Here is a 17,910-nt window from a genome sequence, read left to right on the forward strand (position 1 = left end):
CTGTGGGGCGTGTCGCGGACTAAGGTACAGGCAGCGGCCGGCCGCCGACTGTCGCACATATGACATTCGATCTCGATCTAGGGTAAGTCCCCATGAACCTGACTCAGGCTTTGCCGGCGCGCGCCGCCTGGTTCGACCTGCTCGACGACGAACAGCAGGCGCGCGTCCTGCAGGACACCGCCGTGGCGCACGTCGAGGCCGGCACCATCGTCGAGCACAAGGGCGCGGTCGCCTGCGCCTGGATCGGGGTGCTCGAAGGACTGGTGAAGGTGTCGGTGGGCAACGCCGACGGCAAGCTGGCGTCGCTGACGGGGGTGCCGGCCGGCGGCTGGATCGGCGAAGGCTCGCTGCTGAAACGCGAAGCGCGCAAGTACGACATCATCGCGCTGCGCCGCAGCACCATCGCGCGCCTGCGCGGCGACACCTTCTACTGGCTGCTGGACGCCAGCATCCCCTTCAACCGCTACCTGCTGCACCAGCTGAACGAGCGCGTGGCGCAGTTCATCGGCAAGGCCGAATACGACCGCCTGCTGGCCCCCGATGCGCGCGTGGCGCGCTGCCTGGCGGAACTGTTCAACCCGCTGCTGTACCCGGGCAATTCGATGCGCCTGGAAATCACCCAGGAAGAAATCGGCTTCCTGGCGCGCATTTCCCGCCAGCGCACCAACCAGGCCCTGCGCGCGCTGGAAGCCGCGCAGCTGCTCAAGGTCGAATACGGCGCCGTCCAGGTGCTGGACCTGGACGGCCTGAAGCACTACACGGGCGCCGAAGACGCCCAGTGCCCGTCCGCTCAGTGCCCGCCCAGGTAGGCCGCCGCCACGGCGGGATCGTTGCGCAGCCGCTGCGCGGGGCCTTCGACGGCGATGCGGCCGTTCTCCAGCACGTAGCCGTAGTCCGCCACCGCCAGCGCCGCGGCGGCGAACTGCTCCACCAGCAGCATCGTCACGCCCTCGGACTTCAGGCGCGAGATGATGCGGAACACCTCGTCCACCAGGATGGGCGCCAGCCCCATGGACGGCTCGTCCAGCAGCACGACCTCGGGGTCGAGCATGACCGCGCGCGCCATGGCGAGCATCTGCTGCTCGCCGCCCGACAGGGTGCCCGCCAGCTGCGTGCGCCGTTCCTTCAGGCGCGGGAACAGGTCCATCGCGCGGTCCAGGTCGCGCGCCACGTCGCCGCGCGCGCGGCTGCCGGTCAGGCGCGGGAAGGCGCCCAGCAGCAGGTTGTCGGTGACGCTCAGCGTGGGGAAGACGCGCCGGCCCTCGGGGGAATGCGCCAGGCCCAGGCGGGCGATGCGGTGGGACTCCAGCCCCTGGATCGCCCGGCCGCCCAGGACGATGGTGCCCGCCGAGGGGCGCAGCATGCCGGACACGGCCCGCATGGTGGTGGTCTTGCCCGCCCCGTTCGAGCCGATCAGGGTCACGACCTTGCCGGCGGGCACGTCCAGGCTGATGCCGTGCAGCACCTTGACCTTGCCGTAGCCGGCTTCCAGGTTTTCGATCTTCAGCATGCCTGCGCTCCCGCCTGTTCACCGCCCAGATAGGCCTCCACGACCCGGGGGTCGGCCTGCACGTCGGCGGGCAGCCCCTCGGCGATCTTCTGTCCGAAATCCAGCACCGACACCGCGTCGCAGACCCCCATCACCACGTCCATGTGGTGCTCGATCAGGATCACGGTAAGGCCGCGCGCCTTGAGCTTGCGCATGATGCCCAGCAGCTCCTCGATGTCCGGAGCCGTCAGGCCGGCCGCCGGCTCGTCGAGCAGCAGCAGCTGGGGATCGAGCGCCAGGGCGCGGGCGATCTCCAGCAGGCGCTGCTTGCCGTAGGGCAGGTTGCGCGCCTCTTCGTGGGCGAGCGGCGCCAGGCCGACGAATTCCAGCAGGCCGAGCGCGCGGGCGCGCGCCTGGCGTTCTTCCCGCCGCCAGCCGGGCGTGCGCAGCGCCACGCCCGCCAGTCCGCTGCCGAAGGAATGGTGCAGCCCGACCAGCACGTTCTCCAGCGCGCTCATCTCGCCGAACAGCTGCACGTTCTGGAAGGTGCGCGCCACGCCGCGCGCGGCGATCTGCGCGGAGGTCAGGCCGGCCAGGTCGCGGCCGGCGAAGACCACGGAGCCGGACGTGGGCACGTAGATGCCCGTGAGCACGTTCATCATGGTGCTCTTGCCCGAGCCGTTGGGACCGATCAGCCCGTGGATGGTGCCGCGCCGGACTTCCAGATCGACGCCGTTGAGCGCCTTGAGGCCGCCGAACTGCATCACCGCCTGGCCCACCGAGAGCAGCACGCCGTGCGAGGCGTCCGGCAGCCCGCCGCCCTCGGGCGCGGGCGCGGCCTGCGGCGGCTCGGCCGCGGCCGGCGCCGGCTGGGACCGGCCCAGCGCATGCATCACGAAGCCGACGATGCCGTCGGGCAGGTAGTAGACGACGAACAGGATCATCAGGCCGAAGATCGACAGCCGCCAGTCGGTCATCTGGTCCAGCGCCAGCGAGCCGCCGGCCAGGACCAGGGCGCCGATCACCGGCGCCGCCATGCGCGCGGGCGTGGCGCGGCCGCGCCGCACCGCCATCACGGCGCCGGCCGTGACCAGCACCGCCAGGCCCACGGCCAGCGGCCGGAAGGTGGACACGTCGTCGAGCATCTTGGGCAGCAGCACGATGATGGCCGCCCCCAGCAGCGCGCCGGAGCGGGTCTTGCGCCCGCCCATGATGAGCGCCAGCAGGAACAGCACCATCAGCTCGAAGGTGTAGGTGTTGGGCGAGATGTACTGCTCCGAATAGGCGTGCAGCGCGCCCGACAGGCCGGCCAGGCCGGCGCTGATGACGAAGGCCACGACCTTGTAGCGGTAGACCGACACGCCCATGCAGTCGCAGGCGATGGGGCTGTCGCGCAGGGCCTCGAAGGCGCGCCCGTAGTGCGAGCGCGCGACGCGTTCGGTGAACAGCACCGCCAGCGACAGCAGCGCCAGCACCAGCCAGAAGAACTGCGGGCCGCTCAGCATGTGGCCGGCGACGACGGGCTTTTCCAGGCTGATGCCCAGGGGCCCCGCCGTGAGGAAGTCCATCTCGTTGATGAGGATCTGGATGATGGTGCCGAAGGCCAGGGTCACCATGGCCAGGTAGGGCCCCGTGACCCGCAGCGCCGGCAGGGCCAGGATCGCGCCGAAGCCCGCCGTCACCACGACGGCGGCGGGCAGCGTGATCCAGAACGGCATGTCCAGGTGCAGGACCAGGGTCCCGACGGTGTAGGCGCCGATGCCGAACAGGCCCGCATGGCCGAGCGACACCTGGCCGGTGTAGCCCACCACGATGTCCAGCCCGAGCAGCAGGACCGCGTAGATCAGGATGGTCTCGATCAGGTGCAGGTAATAGGGGTTGTCGACGCCGAGCGGCACCATCGCCAGCACGGCGGCCAGCGCGGCGAAAGACAGCAGATGCTTCTTGTTCATGATGGGATCAGACCTTCTTGATGGCGGTCTTGCCGAACAGCCCGGCGGGCCGCACCGTCAGGACGAGCAGCAGCAGGATCAGGCCGGGGACGTCCTTGTAGCCGGTGGAGAGATAGAAGCCGGTGGTGGTCTCGATGACGCCCAGCAGCAGGCCGCCGACGATGGCGCCCAGGCCGCTGTTCAGGCCGCCCACGATGGCCACGGCGAAGGCCTTCAGGCCCAGCACCGCGCCCATGGAGGCGCCAGTGAGCGTCAGCGGGGCGACCAGCACGCCCGCGAAGGCGGCCGTCAGGGAGGACAGCGCATAGGAGAACGTGATGACCAGCTTGGTGTTGATGCCCATCAGGCCGGCCGCGTCGCGGTCGCCGGAGGTCGCCACCACCGCCTTGCCGTAGATCGACGTGCGGTTGAACAGTTCGATGGCGCCCATGATCAGCAGCGCGCCCGCGACCACCAGCAGCTCCATCGGCAGGATGTTGGCGCCCAGCACGCTGAAGGGGGTCTCGGACACGGGCGAGGGAAAATGCAGCGCGTCGCGGCCCCAGATGTTCTCGGCCGTGTTGCGGAAGATGATGCCCAGGGCGATGGTCGCCATGATCCAGCCGAACTCGGAGCGCGCCTGGATGGCGGGGCGCACGGCCACGCGCTCGACCACGGCGCCCTGCGCCATGCCGAAGATGCACACCAGGGGGATCATCAGCCAGTAGCTCACGCCCATCCCGACCAGGGTCAGGCCGACCAGGCCCCCCAGCATCAGGGCGTCGCCCTGGCCGAAGTTCAGGGTCTCGGAGGTGGCGTAGGTGAGTTGATAGCCGAAGGCGATGACCGCGTAGATCATGCCCAGGGCCACGCCGCTATAGGCCAGTTGCAGAAAAATCGTCATGTTCTTTCCAGCGGGAACGCGCCGTCCGGGGCGGCTGCGCCCCGGGACCGCGCATCGGAGCGCGCACCCCGCCGGGCGGCGGGATGCGCCGGTGCGGCGGAGTTACTGCGCGGACTGGCCGGCGTTGGCGACGCTGCGCTGCTCGTCCTCGGGGTGGGCGAAGACCACGCGGCCCTTGGACACTTCGCCCATGTAGACCAGTTCGGGGCCGTCGATGGTCTCGTGGTCGCTCGTCGAGTAGGGCGTCTTGTAGGTCATGATCACGCCTTCGACAGGCTTCTGCAGGCTTTCGAGGGCGGCGCGGATGTCGGCGCCCTTGGTGTTGCCGGCCTGCTCGATGGCGGCCGCCAGCAGCAGCACCGAGTCGTAGCCCTGGGCGGCGGACACGGCCGACTCGATCCGGTCGTGCTTGGGCTTGAAGGTCTGCACGTAGGCGTCGATGAAGGCCTTGCGCTTGGGCGTGTTGGGGTTCTGGATGAAGGTCTGGGGCATCAGGGCGCCGTCGCCGTTGGCGCGCGCGGTGTCGATGAAGTTGGCCATGGCCAGCGTCCAGCTGCCGATCAGCGGCACCTTCCAGCCGAGCTTGGCCATGCCGTTGGCCAGCTGGGCAAGTTCGGGGCCGATGCCGTAGGTCAGCAGGGCCTCGGCGCCGGCTTCCTTGGCGCGCAGCAGCTGCGCGGTCATGTCCACGTCGCCGATGTTGAACTTCTCCACCACCACCGGCTTGACGCCCAGCTTGTCCAGCGCCTTTTCCATGTCCTCGCGGCCCAGCTGGCCGTAGTTGGTGGAGTCGGCCATGATGGCGACCTTCTTGAAGCCGCGCTTGGTGACGGCCTCGGCGGCGATCATGGGCGCCTGGATGTTGTCGGCCGCCGACATGCGGAACACGTAGTTGTGCTCGTACTTGGGCGGCAGGAACTGCTGGGTGACCACCGAGCCCGTGGCCACGTTGGCGATGGCCGGGATGGCGGCGTTCTGGTAGAAGCGGGTCGAGGCCAGGGCCACGCCGGTGTTGATGAAGCCCACGGTCGCGACGACCTGCTCGCGGTTGATCAGCTCCTGGGCGATCTGCACGCCGCGCTCGTTCTTGGCCTCGTCGTCGCGCTCAATCAGCTCCAGCTGGCGCCCCAGCACGCCGCCCTGGGCGTTGACGTCCCTGGCGGCCAGGCGCACGCCGTCGCGCATGCTCACGCCCATGGAGGAAGAGCCCCCCGTGAAGGGTCCGGATACGCCGATCTTGATGGTGTCGGCCGCCTGGGCGGTCGCCGCCAGCGACAGGGTGATGGCCAGGGCCAGGCAGGTCTTGTGGAATGTCATGTCGTCTCCCGTTCTCGATGCGGCCGACGGAGGCGCCGGCCGATGTGTGCATGCACGGCCGAAAGTCTATCGGCCGCCCCGCGGCGCTGTCGGAAATTGCATCGGGCCAGGGTGGAAAGAAATTCCGCACCCCGGCGCGAAGCCTAGGAAGACTGGGAAATCCGGGCGCAGAGCGCCTTGACCCATAGGGAAAACGCTAGGTGCGCGCCGGTCATGGGCGTGGAGGCCTCGCGGCACAGGTAGTAGTGGGAATCGGGCGCCGCGCGGATGCCGAACGGCGCCACCAGGGTGCCGTCGTCCAGCCAGGCGCCCGCCAGGCTGCGGCGCGCGATGATGACGCCCTGGCCCGCCCGCGCGGCGGCCATCGCCAGCCCCACGTCGAAGAAGCTCACGCCGCCCTCGGGCTCGGGCCAGTCCAGCCCGGCGGCGTCGAACCAGGGCTTCCAGGGGTCCAGCGGGCAGCGCAGCAGGTTCGCCTCGGCCAGGTCGGCGGGCCGGCGCAGGGCGCCATGGCGTTCGAGATAGCCGGGAGAGCAGGCCGGGAACACGGTGTCGTCCGTCAGGCGCTCCGAGATCGTGCCCGGATACCGGCCCAGGCCGAAACGCACCCAGAAGTCCGCCTGGGTGGGGCCGATGTCCAGGTAGGGGATGGACAGCACCACGCTCATGTCCACGTTGGGGTGGGCCGTGGTGAATTCGTGCAGGTGCGGCCCGAGGATGTAGTGCCCGAAGGTGGGCGTGGTGACCAGCCGGATGCGCTCGCGCGGCCGCGAGCGGCGGTGCAGGGAGATGTCCGACAGCAGGTGCAGCGCGGTCTCAATCTGGTCCAGGTATTCGTGCCCCGCCGCGGTCAGCACGACGCCGCGGCTGCCGCGGTCGAACAGGGGCTGGCCGAGCGCGGCTTCGAGCTGGCCGATGCGCTTGCCGATGGCGCTGGCCGTGACGCAGAGTTCTTCGGCCGCGCGGCCGAACGAGCCCAGCCGGGCGGCCGATTCAAAGGCCTGGATGGTGGCCAGGGAGGGCAGGCGGAGGTTCTGATGGGCGAATCGGAGCATGCGGCTTCACGGCGACGGGCCGGACGCCGGCCACCTCGCGCCATTCTGACATGAAGCGGCCGGGCGTGCCCATCGGGATTCGCCCCAGCCCGCCGCGGCCTGCTGCGGGCGCGGGTCGGCGGGCGCGGCGGGTGCGGGCCGGCGGGCCCCTGCCCCGCGCTCAAGGCATCGGCCCGCGGTCCCCGCCGCGCTCAGCGCCGCACCAGTCCCGCCGCCGCGGTCTGGTTGGTGGCGGTGTCGATCAGGATGAAGGCGCCCGTGGCGCGCTGCGCGTCGTAGTCGTCCAGCACCAGGGGATCGCGGGCCCGCAGCTGCACGCGGCCGATGTCGTTCATGGCCAGGGTGCCGTTCCAGTCCACCGAGCGCAGTTCGTGGATGTCGCGCCGGGTGCGCACGGCCTGGACGCGGACCTGCGTCAGGCGGGTGCCCTGCTTCAGCCAGTACAGCCGCGCCGGATTCAGCGCCTGCTGGTCCAGCCAGCAGAGGTCCGCCTCGAAGTCCCGTTCCAGCGCCGGCTGCGCCTGGGCGTCGACCAGCACGTCGCCCCGGGACAGGTCGATGTCGCGGTCCAGCACCACCGTGATGCTGTCGCCCGGCAGGGCCTGGTCCACCGGCTGCGCGCCGCGCAGCAGGCCGGCGATGCGGGCGGATTCGCGGCTCGGCAGCACCTGGACGGCGTCGCCGACGCGCCAGGCGCCGCCCCGCAGCTGGCCGGCGTAGCCGCGGAAGGCGTCGGGGCCGCTGCCGTTGTGGCGGATCACCCACTGGACGAAGAAGCGCGCCTGGTCTTCGGTGTCCAGCGAATCCACCGGCAGCGACTCCAGCAGCGACAGCAGCGGCGGCCCCTGGTACCAGGGCGTGCGCTCGCTGGGCCGCACCACGTTGTCGCCCGTCAGGGCCGACAGCGGCACGATGTGGAAGGCCGGGATGTCCAGGCGCTCGGCCAGGTCCCGGTAGGCGGCGTGGATCCGCTCGAACACGGCGCGGTCCCAGCCGACCAGGTCCATCTTGTTGACCGCCACCACGATGTGGCGCAGCCCCAGCAGGCGGGCCAGGGTGCTGTGGCGCTTGGTCTGCGGCAGCAGCCGGCCGTCGCTCGCCCGGCTGGCGTCGATCAGGATCACGGCGGCGTCGGCCGTGGAGGCGCCCGTCACCATGTTGCGCGTGTACTGCTCGTGCCCGGGGGCGTCGGCGACGATGAACTTGCGCGCCGGCGTGGCGAAATAGCGGTAGGCCACGTCGATGGTGATGCCCTGCTCGCGCTCGGCCTCCAGGCCATCGGTGAGCAGCGCCAGGTCGAATTCGCTGTCGGGCGCGCGGGTGTACTTCGAGCCCGCGATGGCCTGGAGCTGGTCGGCGAACACGCCCTTGCTGTCGTAGAGCAGGCGGCCGATCAGGGTGGATTTGCCGTCGTCCACGGACCCGGCGGTGATCAGGCGCAGCACGCTGGTTTCCGGCGCCGCCTGCCATTGTTCGTTGATTGCGTTCATGGTGGGGATTCCTTGGTCTGGGGCCGGCCGGTCAGAAGTAGCCCTGTTTCTTGCGCCGTTCCATCGACGCTTCGGAGGTCTGGTCGTCCATGCGCGTGGCGCCGCGCTCGGTGATGGTGGTGACCGCCGTCTCGGCGATGATGGCGGCCGGCGTGGCCGCCGTGGACGCCACCGGGCAGGTGCAGGACACGTCGCCCACCGTGCGGAAGCGCACGCTCAGGCGCTCGACCGGCTCGTCCTCGCGCGGCGGGGTGAGCGGCGTGACGGGCACCAGCAGGCCGCTGCGGCGCACGACCTCGCGTTCATGGGCGTAGTAGATCGAGGGCAGGTCCAGGCCTTCGCGCTCGATGTACTGCCAGACGTCCAGCTCGGTCCAGTTCGAGATCGGGAAGACGCGGATGTTCTCGCCCGGATGCACGCGGGTGTTGTAGAGGTTCCAGAGCTCCGGCCGCTGGGCCTTGGGGTCCCACTGGCCGAACTCGTCGCGGAACGAGCAGATGCGTTCCTTGGCGCGGGCCTTTTCCTCGTCCCGGCGGGCGCCGCCGATGCAGGCGTCGAAGCCGAATTCGGCGATCGCCTCCAGCAGCGTCGTGGCCTGGGCGGCGTTGCGCGAATCGTTGGCGTGGCGCAGCACCACCGTGCCGCGCGCGATCGAGTCCTCGACGCCGCGCACGATCAGCTCCTCGCCCAGTTCGGCCGCGCGGCGGTCGCGGAAGGCGATCACCTCGGGGAAGTTGTGGCCGGTGTCGATGTGCATCAGGGGAAAGGGGAAGCGGCCCGGACGGAAGGCCTTTTCCGCCAGGCGCAGCAGCACGCAGGAGTCCTTGCCGCCGGAGAACAGCAGCACGGGCCGCGCGCACTCGGCGGCGACCTCGCGCAGGATGTGGATGGCCTCGGATTCCAGCCAGTCGAGGTGGGTGCGGGCGAGAAGGGCGGTGCTCATGATGTCGATGCTTCCGTGATGTCCGTGTCCGTGGTGTTCGGGGTGTCCGGGGTGTTCGGGGTGTCCGTGGAGCGCGGGGGATCCAGGGGGTCCGTGATGGCCCTGGCGGCCGTGGTGTCCGCGGTAGCCGTGGTGTCCGCGGTAGCCGTGGGGCCCGCGGCGTCCGCCGGGAGGGGGTCGCGCGGGCGCACCCCCGGCCGTCCGGCCGCGCGCAGGTTGCCGGCGTGCAGGCCGCATTCGCGGCTGTCGCGCTGCTCCCACCACCAGCGGCCGGCGCGCGGGTCCTCGCCGGGGCGCACGGCGCGCGTACAGGGCTCGCAGCCGATCGAGGGATAGCCGCGGTCGTGCAGCGGGTTGTAGGGCACGTCCAGCGCGCGCACCACGCCCCAGACCTCGTCGGCCGTCCAGGAGGCCAGGGGATTGAATTTGCGCAGGCCGAAGGTGTCGTCCCATTCGGTCTCGGACAGTTCGGCGCGCGTCAGGGACTGCTCGCGCCGCTGGCCGGTGATCCAGGCCGCATGGCCCGCCAGCGCGCGGCGCAGCGGCTCGACCTTGCGGATGCCGCAGCAGGCCTTGCGCAATTCCACGCTTTCGTAGAAGGCGAACTCGCCGTGCGCGGCCACGTGGGCCCGCACGGCCTCGGGATCGGGATGCATCACGCGCACCTCGATGCCGTAGCGCGCGCGCACGACGTCCACCATGGCCAGGGTCTCGGCGTGCAGGCGGCCGGTGTCGAGCATGAAGACTTCCAGCGGCCGGGGCAGCTGCGCCACGGCGTGGATCAGCAGGGTATCCTCGACCCCCATGGACGAGGCCAGCAGCGCATCCGGATGCGCGTCCGCGATGCGCGCCAGGTCGGCCAGCAGGGCCTGCCAGCGCGCCGCCAGCGGCGCAGGCAACGACGGAGACAACGGCGCGAGCGGCGTCGGCGGGAGCGGCGGTGTCGGCGGCACGGTTCTTCTCCAATGGACGAAGCCGGCTTCCCGCCGGCGGAAGCATCCAGTGTGCTCCGCGGCCGCGGCCGGCGGAACGAAAAAAACGTTGATTCGATATAACCGGTCGGCGCGGCGGCGCCCGGCTCCGGACACAGAACGCCGCGGCGGCACTAAAATGGGGCCGGTAGTATGTCCCTGTCCGTTCTGCACTCATACCTCATACCAAAAAGGTCGCATACCATGCCCGAACCTATTTCCCAAGTCCTGCCTTCCTACCTGGATCCGGCCCACCCCGGCCCCTGGGGCATCTATCTGGAACAGGTCGATCGCGTCACGCCCTACCTGGGCTCCCTGGCGCGCTGGGTCGAAACCCTGAAGCGTCCCAAGCGCATCCTGATCGTGGACGTGCCGGTCGAACTGGACGACGGCTCGGTCGCCCACTTCGAGGGCTACCGGGTGCAGCACAACACCTCGCGCGGTCCCGGCAAGGGCGGCGTGCGCTATCACCAGGACGTGACCCTGTCCGAAGTCATGGCCCTGTCGGCCTGGATGTCGGTCAAGTCCGCCGCCGTCAACCTGCCCTTCGGCGGCGCCAAGGGCGGCATCCGCATCGACCCGCGCAAGCACTCGCAGGGCGAACTCGAACGCATCACGCGCCGCTACACCAGCGAGATCCACGACATCATCGGCCCCAACAAGGACATCCCCGCGCCGGACGTCAACACCAACGGCCAGATCATGGCCTGGATGATGGACACCTACTCCATGAACGAAGGCGCCACCACCACCGGCGTGGTGACGGGCAAGCCGATCTCGCTGGGCGGCAGCCTGGGCCGCGTCGAGGCCACGGGCCGCGGCGTGTACGTGACGGCCTGCGAGGCCGCGCGCGAATCGGGCATCGACATCAAGGGCGCGCGCATCGCCATCCAGGGCTTCGGCAACGTGGGCGGCACCGCCGCGCGCCTGTTCCAGGAAGCCGGCGCCAAGGTCGTCGCGGTCTACGACCACACCGGCATCGTCCACAACGCCAACGGCCTGAACGTCCTGGCCCTGTTCGACTACGTGCGCGAACACGGCGGCGTGGCGGGCGCGCCCGACACCCAGACGCTCAGCCCCAAGGAATTCTGGTCGCTGGAGACCGAGATCCTGATCCCGGCCGCCCTGGAAGGCCAGATCACCCGCGACAACGCCGACCTGATCCACACCCGCATCCTGGTCGAAGGCGCCAACGGCCCGACCACCCCCGAGGCCGACGACATCATTTCCTCCAAGGGCACGGTCATCGTCCCGGACGTGGTCGCCAACGCGGGCGGCGTCACGGTCAGCTACTTTGAATGGGTGCAGGACTTCTCCAGCTTCTTCTGGACGGAGCAGGAAATCAACCACCGCCTGGAAGCCATGATGCGCGCCGCCTACGCCGCCATGTCCGGCGTCGCGCGCCAGCACGGGGTGTCGCTGCGCACGGCGGCCTTCATCGTGGCCTGCACCCGCATCCTCGAAGCCCGCCAGGTGCGCGGCCTGTATCCCTGATGCAGCCACGCGCCCCGATGCGGCCGCGTCCGGCGCGGCCGCGCCTGGTCCTGATCGGCACGGGCGGCACCATCGCCGCCACGGCCGGCGACGCCCGCACGCTGACCGGCTACCGGGTCACCCAGGGGATCGAGGCCATGCTGGCGGCGATCCCCGGCGCGGCCGAGGTGGCCGACATCCGCTGCGAGCAGCCGTTCAACGTGGACAGCCGGGAACTGACCACCGCCCGGGTCCTGCGCCTGGCGCGCGCCGTGGAACGCCACGCGCGCGCCGCGGACGTGGACGGCGTGGTCGTCACCCACGGGACCGACAGCCTGGAGGAAACCGCCTTCTTCCTGCACCTGACGGTGCGCAGCCCCAAGCCCGTGGTGCTGGTCGGCGCCATGCGCCCGGCCTCGGCCCTGAGCGCCGACGGGCCGCTGAACCTGGTCAACGCCCTGCTGGCGGCGGCCGATCCGGCCAGCCGCGGCCGGGGCGTGCTGGTGGCCATGAACGACCGCATCGTCGCCGCGCGGCATGCGGCCAAGCGCCACACCACCCGGGTGGATGCCTTCGGCGCGGACGGCGCGGGCGTCCTGGGCGCGGTCACCGACGGCCAGGTGCGCTACGTCCTGCGCCCCGACCTGCCCGATACGGCGGAATTTTCCCTGGCCGGCCTGCGTGCCCTGCCGCCGGTGGACATCGTCCTGGACTACCAGGACGCGCCCGCCCATCCCTACGCCGCCGCGATCCGGGCCGGCTCGCGCGGCATCGTGGTGGCGGCCATGGGCAACGGCAGCCTGAGCCCGGCCGCCGCGCAGGGCTGCGCCCTGGCGGCCCGCCGCGGGCTGGTCTGCGTGCGCGCCAGCCGGGTGCCGGACGGCCTGGTCACGGATTCCGGCGCCAGCGGCCCGCTGGCGGCCCATGCGCTCAATCCCCTGCAGGCGCGCATCGCGCTGCGCCTGGCGCTGGCGCGCGGGATGGACCGCGCCGGGATCGGCGACCTGCTGCGGCGGTTGTAATCAGTCCCAGCTCAGGACGACCTTGCCGCTTTGCCCCGACAGCATCGCCTCGAAGCCCTGGCGGAAGTCCGCCACCGGATAGCGGTGCGTCAGGATGGGCGAGAGGTCCAGGCCGCTTTGCAGCATGGCGACCATCTTGTACCAGGTCTCGAACATCTGGCGGCCGTAGATGCCCTTGATCTCCAGGCCCTTGAAGATCACCTGGCTCCAGTCGATGCCCACGCCGTCGGGCAGGATGCCCAGCATGGCGATCTTGCCGCCGTGGTTCATCTGGTCCAGCATCGAGGAAAAGGCGCTGGCCACGCCGGACATTTCCAGGCCCACGTCGAAGCCCTCGGTCATGCCCAGCTCGCGCATCACGTCGCGCAGGTCCTCGCGGGCCACGTTCACCGTGCGGCTGGCGCCCATGCGGGCGGCCAGGTCCAGGCGGTAGTCGTTGACGTCGGTGATGACGACGTTGCGCGCGCCCACGTGGCGCGCGATCGCCGCCGCCATGGCGCCGATCGGGCCGGCGCCGGTGATCAGCACGTCCTCGCCCACCAGGTCGAAGGCCAGCGCCGTGTGGGTGGCGTTGCCGTAGGGGTCGAAGATGGCGGCCAGGTCGTCGGACACGTCGTCCGGGATGCGGAAGGCGTTGAAGGCCGGGATCGCCAGGTAGTCGGCGAAGGCGCCGGGGCGGTTGACGCCCACGCCCTGGGTGTTGCGGCACAGGTGCCGGCGGCCGGCGCGGCAGTTGCGGCAGTGGCCGCAGGTGATGTGGCCTTCGCCCGAGACGCGGTCGCCGATGCGGAAGCCCTGCACTTCCTGGCCGATCTCCACGACCTCGCCCACGTATTCGTGGCCGACGTGCATGGGCACGGGGATGGTGCGCGCGGCCCAGTCGTCCCATTTCCAGATGTGGATGTCGGTGCCGCAGATGGCGGTCTTGCGGATGCGGATCAGCAGGTCGTTGTGCCCGATGACGGGTTTCGGGACATCCACCATTTCCAGCCCGGCGGCGGGCTGCGTTTTGGCCAAGGCTCTCATGGAGACTCCATAAAATACGCCGCGCCGCGCCTTCGGCTTGCTGCCCCCCGAGGGGGGCGCTTGCGCCTTGGGGCGGCCCGGCGGCAAAAAACGTTCGATCAGCCGATGACGCCCAGGTCGCGCCCGACGCGGGCGAAGGCCTGGACGGCCCGGTCGATGTCCTCGGGCGCGTGGGCCGCGCTCATCTGGGTGCGGATGCGGGCGCGGCCCTTGGGCACCACCGGATAGGAAAAGCCGATCACGTAGATGCCCTGCTCCAGCAGGGCGTCGGCCATGCGGCCGGCCAGGGCGGCGTCGCCCAGCATCACCGGGATGATGGGGTGCTCGCCGGGCACCAGGTCGAAGCCCAGCGCCTGCATCTCGCGGCGGAAGTGCGCGCCGTTGCGGTGCACGCGGGCGCGCAGTTCCGCGCCTTCGTCGTCCTGGAGCAGCTCGACCACCCGCCGGGACGCCGCCACGATGGCCGGTGCGAGCGTGTTGGAAAACAGGTAGGGGCGCGAACGCTGGCGCAGCAGCTCGACGACCACGGGGTCGGCCGCGACGTAGCCGCCCGAGGCCCCGCCCAGCGCCTTGCCCAGCGTCCCGGTCAGGATGTGGACCCGGCCCGCGACGCCGCAATGCTCCGGCGTGCCGCGCCCGCCGGCGCCCATGAAGCCCACGGCGTGGGAATCGTCCACCATCACCAGCGCGTCGAATTCGTCGGCCAGATCGCAGATCGCCGCCAGGTCGGCGACGATGCCGTCCATGGAGAACACGCCGTCGGTGGCGATCATGACGTGCCGCGCCCCGCCATCGCGCGCCGCCTGCAGCTGCGCGCGCAGGTCGGCCATGTCGTTGTTGGCGTAGCGGTAGCGGCGCGCCTTGCACAGGCGGATGCCGTCGATGATGCTGGCGTGGTTCAGGGCGTCGCTGACGATGGCGTCCTGCTCGTCCAGCAGGGCCTCGAACAGGCCGCCATTGGCGTCGAAACAGCTGGAATACAGGATGGCGTCGCCCATCCCCAGCCAGCGGGCGAGTTCGGCTTCCAGGGCCTTGTGGCCCGTCTGGGTGCCGCAGATGAAGCGCACCGACGCCAGGCCGAAGCCGTCGGCGGCCAGGCCCTCGGCGGCCGCCCGGATCAGGCGCGGATCGTTGGCCAGGCCCAGGTAGTTGTTGGCGCAGAAGTTCAGCACCTCGGCGCCGCCCGCCAGCCGCACGCGCGCGGACTGCTGGCTGGCGATGACGCGCTCGGACTTGTAGAAGCCGTCTTCGCGCAGCTGCCCGATCCGGGCGCGCGCATCCGCAAGGAATCGCTGGGACATGATCCACCTTTTGGGGGAATATATCGGAATGGGAAAGCGTGCCGGCATTGTACGCCGCCGGCCGCGCATCGACGCAACCGGCGGCCCCGTACACGCCCCATACACGTCCCATACACGTCCCGCACACGACCCGCGCGCGCGGGGCCGCCGGCATTTCGGAATTGTTCACAATCTCGACAACTGATGACAATCCTGCGGGCTGTGCAACACTTTGCCCTCGTCCGCGCGGCACTATGATGTCCTCTTTTGGCCTCATGCCGGGGCGCGCCGGATCTCCTCCCGCCATGGGGATGGCCGTGCGCGGCCCATCCGGACATCGGACCGAATCCTATGGCTTCTCGCGACCGCACGCACCGCGGCATCCTCCTGCCAGCCCTGGCGCTGTGCCTGGGCATGCATGTGCCGGCCGCGCGCGCCCTGACGCTGGAAGTCGGCATCTACGACCAGAAGCCCGACGTCTACATCGCCCGCGACGGCCGTCCGGCCGGCATCCTGGGCGAGCTGCTGAACGAGATCGCCCGCCAGGAAGGCTGGAAGATCCGCACTCAGGCCTGCGCCTGGGAGGAATGCATGCGCCTGCTCGCCGAGGGCAGGATCGACCTGCTGCCCGACGTCTACTACACCCTGGAACGCGCCGAGACCTTCGGCCTGCATCACGTTCCCGCGCTGCACAGCTGGTCCCAGGTCTACGCGCGGCCGGGCCAAGCCCTGCGCTCGATCCAGGACCTGGGAGGCCGGTCGATCGCGGTCCTGGCCGGCTCGACGCAGCAGGACTACCTGAAGACGACCTTCTCGGGCCTGGACATCGACGCCCGCGCCGACGCCGTCCAGAACCTGGAGTCCGGCTTCCAGCGGGTGCAGTCCGGCCTGAGCGACGCCGTGGCGGCCGACTTCTACATCGGCGGGATGCTGGCGCACACCTACCAGCTCGTCGCCACCCCCATCGTCTTCCAGCCCACCCAGGCCTACTACGCCATGCCGAAGGGCCGGCACCCCGAGGTCCTGGCGGCCATCGACCGCCATCTCAGCGCCTGGCAGGCCGACCCCGAATCGTTCTACTACCGCACCCTGGACGGCTGGCGCCTGCCGCAGTCCCTGTCCCTGCTGGGCCGCCACGGCGTCTGGATCATCGCCGGCCTGAGCGCGCTGCTGGCGCTGACCCTGGCCATCACGCTGCTGCTGCGCATCCAGATGAGCCGCCAGCGGCAGCGCCTGCGGCGCACCGAACGCCGCCTGGACGCGATCCTGGACGCCATCGACGCCTCGGTCAGCATCAAGGACCTGGACTTCCGCTACACCTTCGCCAACCGCAAGCACGAGGAATTCCTCGGCGTGGCCGAGGGCAGGCTGATCGGCCTGCGCGACGACGACACTCTGAAGGACGCCGATTCCCTGGCCAGCATCCACCGCAACGACCAGGCCGTGGTGGACACCCGGGAACGCAGCGTGAGCCAGATGACCATCCGGCCGCCGCACGGCGAGCCCCGCACCTTCCTGGCGATCAAGGCGCCCATGCGCGGCCCGGACGGCGCGCTGGAAGCCATCTGCACGGTCTCCACCGACATCACCGAACGCCTGCGCGCCGAGGAGACCGCCCACCACCTGGCCGTCTACGACACGCTGACCGGCCTGCCCAACCGGCGCACGGCGCTGGCGCACCTGGCGCAGATGATCGAGTCCGCCCGGCAGGGCCGCTCCATCGGCGCCCTGCTGCTGATCGACCTGGACGGCTTCAAGCGGATCAACGACATGCAAGGGCACGCCACCGGCGACGAGGTGCTGTGCGGCATCGCCGACCGCCTGCGCACCAGCGTGCGCGACCGCGACCTGGTGTCGCGCGTCAGCGCCGACGAATTCGTCGTGCTGCTCGACGGCCTGGGCGGCAACGTCAACGACGCGGCGCGCAACGCCATGCACGTGGGCGAGAAGGTGCGGCTCGCCATCTGCAACAGCGCGTTCTCCATCCAGAGCAGGCCCGCCTACGTCACTGCCAGCATCGGCCTGACCCTGATCCAGGCCGACAGCCAGACCACCGACACCGTGATGCGCGAGGCCGACATGGCCACCCACCGCGCCAAGCAGCACGGCGGCAACCAGGTCACGTTCTACGAGGAAGGCCTGCAATCCGAGGTCGAGCAGCGGCTCTGGCTGGAGCAGGACCTGCTGCAGGCCATCGGCACGCCCGTCCTCACCCTGCACGTGCAGCCGCAGTTCGGCCACGACGGGCGCGTCACCGGCGGCGAACTGCTGGCCCGCTGGACCCACCCGACCCGCGGACCGGTCTCGCCCGCCCTGTTCATCCCCATCGCCGAGGAAACCGGCCTCATCAGCCTGCTGGGCGCCTGGTCCCTGCAGTTCGCCTGCGACGCCCTGCTCGCCTTGCGGGAACTGGGCGAAACCTACCCGCTGTCGCTGAACGTCAGCCCGCGGCAGCTGATGGAGGCGCAGTTCACCGAATACGTCCGCGACACCCTGGAAAGCAAGGGCGTGCCCGGCAACCGGCTGATCTTCGAGATCACCGAGGGCGTGCTGATCCAGGACATGCAGGCCGTCGCCCGGCGCATGCAGGCGCTGTCCCTGCTGGGCATCCGCTTTTCCATCGACGACTTCGGCACCGGCTATTCCAACCTGGCCTACCTGAAGCGCCTGCCGCTGTACGAACTGAAGATCGACAAGAGCCTCGTCCAGGACATCCCGAACGACAGCGACAGCATCGCCATCGTCCAGCTGATCCTGGCCATGGCCGACCAGCTCAATCTGCGCGTGGTCGCCGAGGGCGTGGAAACCGAGGCGCAGTCCCGCTTCCTGTTCGAGCACGACTGCCACGCCCTGCAGGGCTACCTGCTGGCCCGCCCCATGCCGCTGGAAGCCTGGCTGGACGTGGTGCGCACGCGGCGCCGGCACGAGGCCGGCGGCCCGGCCTGAGGGCCTCGGGGAACGGGCAAAACAAAAGGCCCGGCGGTTCGATTGCCGGGCCTGAGGAACGGG

At 70.4% G+C, this 17,910-nt stretch carries 13 protein-coding genes and 1 pseudogene; 4 read left to right on the forward strand and 10 right to left on the reverse strand.

The features are described from left to right. Positions 1 to 92: 92 nt before the first annotated feature. Positions 93 to 809 carry a Crp/Fnr family transcriptional regulator gene (locus HNR28_RS00070; protein WP_043680013.1) on the forward strand — a complete coding sequence of 239 codons (717 nt, stop codon included), beginning with the start codon at positions 93 to 95 and terminating at the stop codon, positions 807 to 809. On the opposite strand, the gene HNR28_RS00075 is transcribed toward HNR28_RS00070, so the two are convergent. The 8 genes and pseudogenes from HNR28_RS00075 to HNR28_RS00110 all read right to left on the reverse strand — a co-directional run. Continuing rightward, positions 791 to 1,510: an ABC transporter ATP-binding protein gene (locus HNR28_RS00075; protein WP_151024681.1), complete on the reverse strand. Its 720-nt coding sequence runs from the start codon at positions 1,508 to 1,510 to the stop codon at positions 791 to 793. The two genes, HNR28_RS00070 and HNR28_RS00075, sit on opposite strands and share 19 nt — an antisense overlap. Continuing rightward, the gene (locus tag HNR28_RS00080) at positions 1,504 to 3,441 is read right to left on the reverse strand and encodes a branched-chain amino acid ABC transporter ATP-binding protein/permease (protein WP_043680008.1); all 1,938 of its coding nucleotides are present in this window, start codon (positions 3,439 to 3,441) and stop codon (positions 1,504 to 1,506) included. Before HNR28_RS00080 ends, HNR28_RS00075 begins: the two co-directional genes overlap by 7 nt. Positions 3,442 to 3,448: 7 nt before the next feature. Further along, positions 3,449 to 4,324, reverse strand: a complete 876-nt coding sequence (locus HNR28_RS00085; RefSeq protein WP_043680006.1) for a branched-chain amino acid ABC transporter permease — start codon at positions 4,322 to 4,324, stop codon at positions 3,449 to 3,451. A gap of 102 nt (positions 4,325 to 4,426) precedes the next feature. Then, complete coding sequence (locus HNR28_RS00090; RefSeq protein ID WP_052355559.1) at positions 4,427 to 5,641, reverse strand: ABC transporter substrate-binding protein; 1,215 nt, start codon at positions 5,639 to 5,641, stop codon at positions 4,427 to 4,429. A gap of 143 nt (positions 5,642 to 5,784) precedes the next feature. Next, positions 5,785 to 6,696 carry a LysR substrate-binding domain-containing protein gene (locus tag HNR28_RS00095; RefSeq protein WP_151024680.1) on the reverse strand — a complete coding sequence of 304 codons (912 nt, stop codon included), beginning with the start codon at positions 6,694 to 6,696 and terminating at the stop codon, positions 5,785 to 5,787. 191 nt (positions 6,697 to 6,887) lie between these two features. After that, positions 6,888 to 8,186: a sulfate adenylyltransferase subunit 1 gene (locus HNR28_RS00100; protein WP_151023936.1), complete on the reverse strand. Its 1,299-nt coding sequence runs from the start codon at positions 8,184 to 8,186 to the stop codon at positions 6,888 to 6,890. A gap of 31 nt (positions 8,187 to 8,217) precedes the next feature. Further along, positions 8,218 to 9,129 carry a sulfate adenylyltransferase subunit CysD gene (gene cysD / locus HNR28_RS00105; RefSeq protein ID WP_043679998.1) on the reverse strand — a complete coding sequence of 304 codons (912 nt, stop codon included), beginning with the start codon at positions 9,127 to 9,129 and terminating at the stop codon, positions 8,218 to 8,220. A gap of 215 nt (positions 9,130 to 9,344) precedes the next feature. Continuing rightward, positions 9,345 to 10,040 (reverse strand): annotated as a pseudogene (locus tag HNR28_RS00110) (phosphoadenylyl-sulfate reductase); the annotation flags it as partial. A 264-nt stretch (positions 10,041 to 10,304) separates the two neighbouring features. On the opposite strand from HNR28_RS00110, the gene HNR28_RS00115 reads away from it, so the two are divergent. Together HNR28_RS00115 and HNR28_RS00120 are read left to right on the forward strand one after the other, a co-directional pair. Then, entirely contained in the window at positions 10,305 to 11,594 is a 1,290-nt protein-coding gene (locus HNR28_RS00115) for a Glu/Leu/Phe/Val family dehydrogenase (RefSeq protein WP_043679996.1), read from the forward strand. Further along, the gene (locus HNR28_RS00120; RefSeq protein ID WP_043679994.1) at positions 11,594 to 12,595 is read left to right on the forward strand and encodes an asparaginase; all 1,002 of its coding nucleotides are present in this window, start codon (positions 11,594 to 11,596) and stop codon (positions 12,593 to 12,595) included. The genes HNR28_RS00115 and HNR28_RS00120 overlap by 1 nt, the downstream gene beginning before the upstream one ends. Here the strand turns inward: HNR28_RS00120 and tdh are convergent, their stop codons facing one another. After that, on the reverse strand, positions 12,596 to 13,621 hold the full coding sequence (gene tdh, locus HNR28_RS00125; RefSeq protein ID WP_043679991.1) for an L-threonine 3-dehydrogenase: 1,026 nt from the start codon (positions 13,619 to 13,621) through the stop codon (positions 12,596 to 12,598). A gap of 98 nt (positions 13,622 to 13,719) precedes the next feature. Continuing rightward, positions 13,720 to 14,922 carry a glycine C-acetyltransferase gene (locus HNR28_RS00130; RefSeq protein WP_151023935.1) on the reverse strand — a complete coding sequence of 401 codons (1,203 nt, stop codon included), beginning with the start codon at positions 14,920 to 14,922 and terminating at the stop codon, positions 13,720 to 13,722. A gap of 330 nt (positions 14,923 to 15,252) precedes the next feature. Between HNR28_RS00130 and HNR28_RS00135 the strand changes: the two genes are divergently transcribed. After that, positions 15,253 to 17,847 (forward strand): EAL domain-containing protein, encoded by a 2,595-nt coding sequence (locus HNR28_RS00135; RefSeq protein ID WP_151023934.1) that lies wholly within the window; start codon positions 15,253 to 15,255, stop codon positions 17,845 to 17,847. The last annotated feature ends 63 nt before the right edge of the window (positions 17,848 to 17,910 follow it).

This window comes from Castellaniella defragrans, assembly GCF_014203015.1.
GTDB lineage: Bacteria > Pseudomonadota > Gammaproteobacteria > Burkholderiales > Burkholderiaceae_B > Castellaniella > Castellaniella defragrans.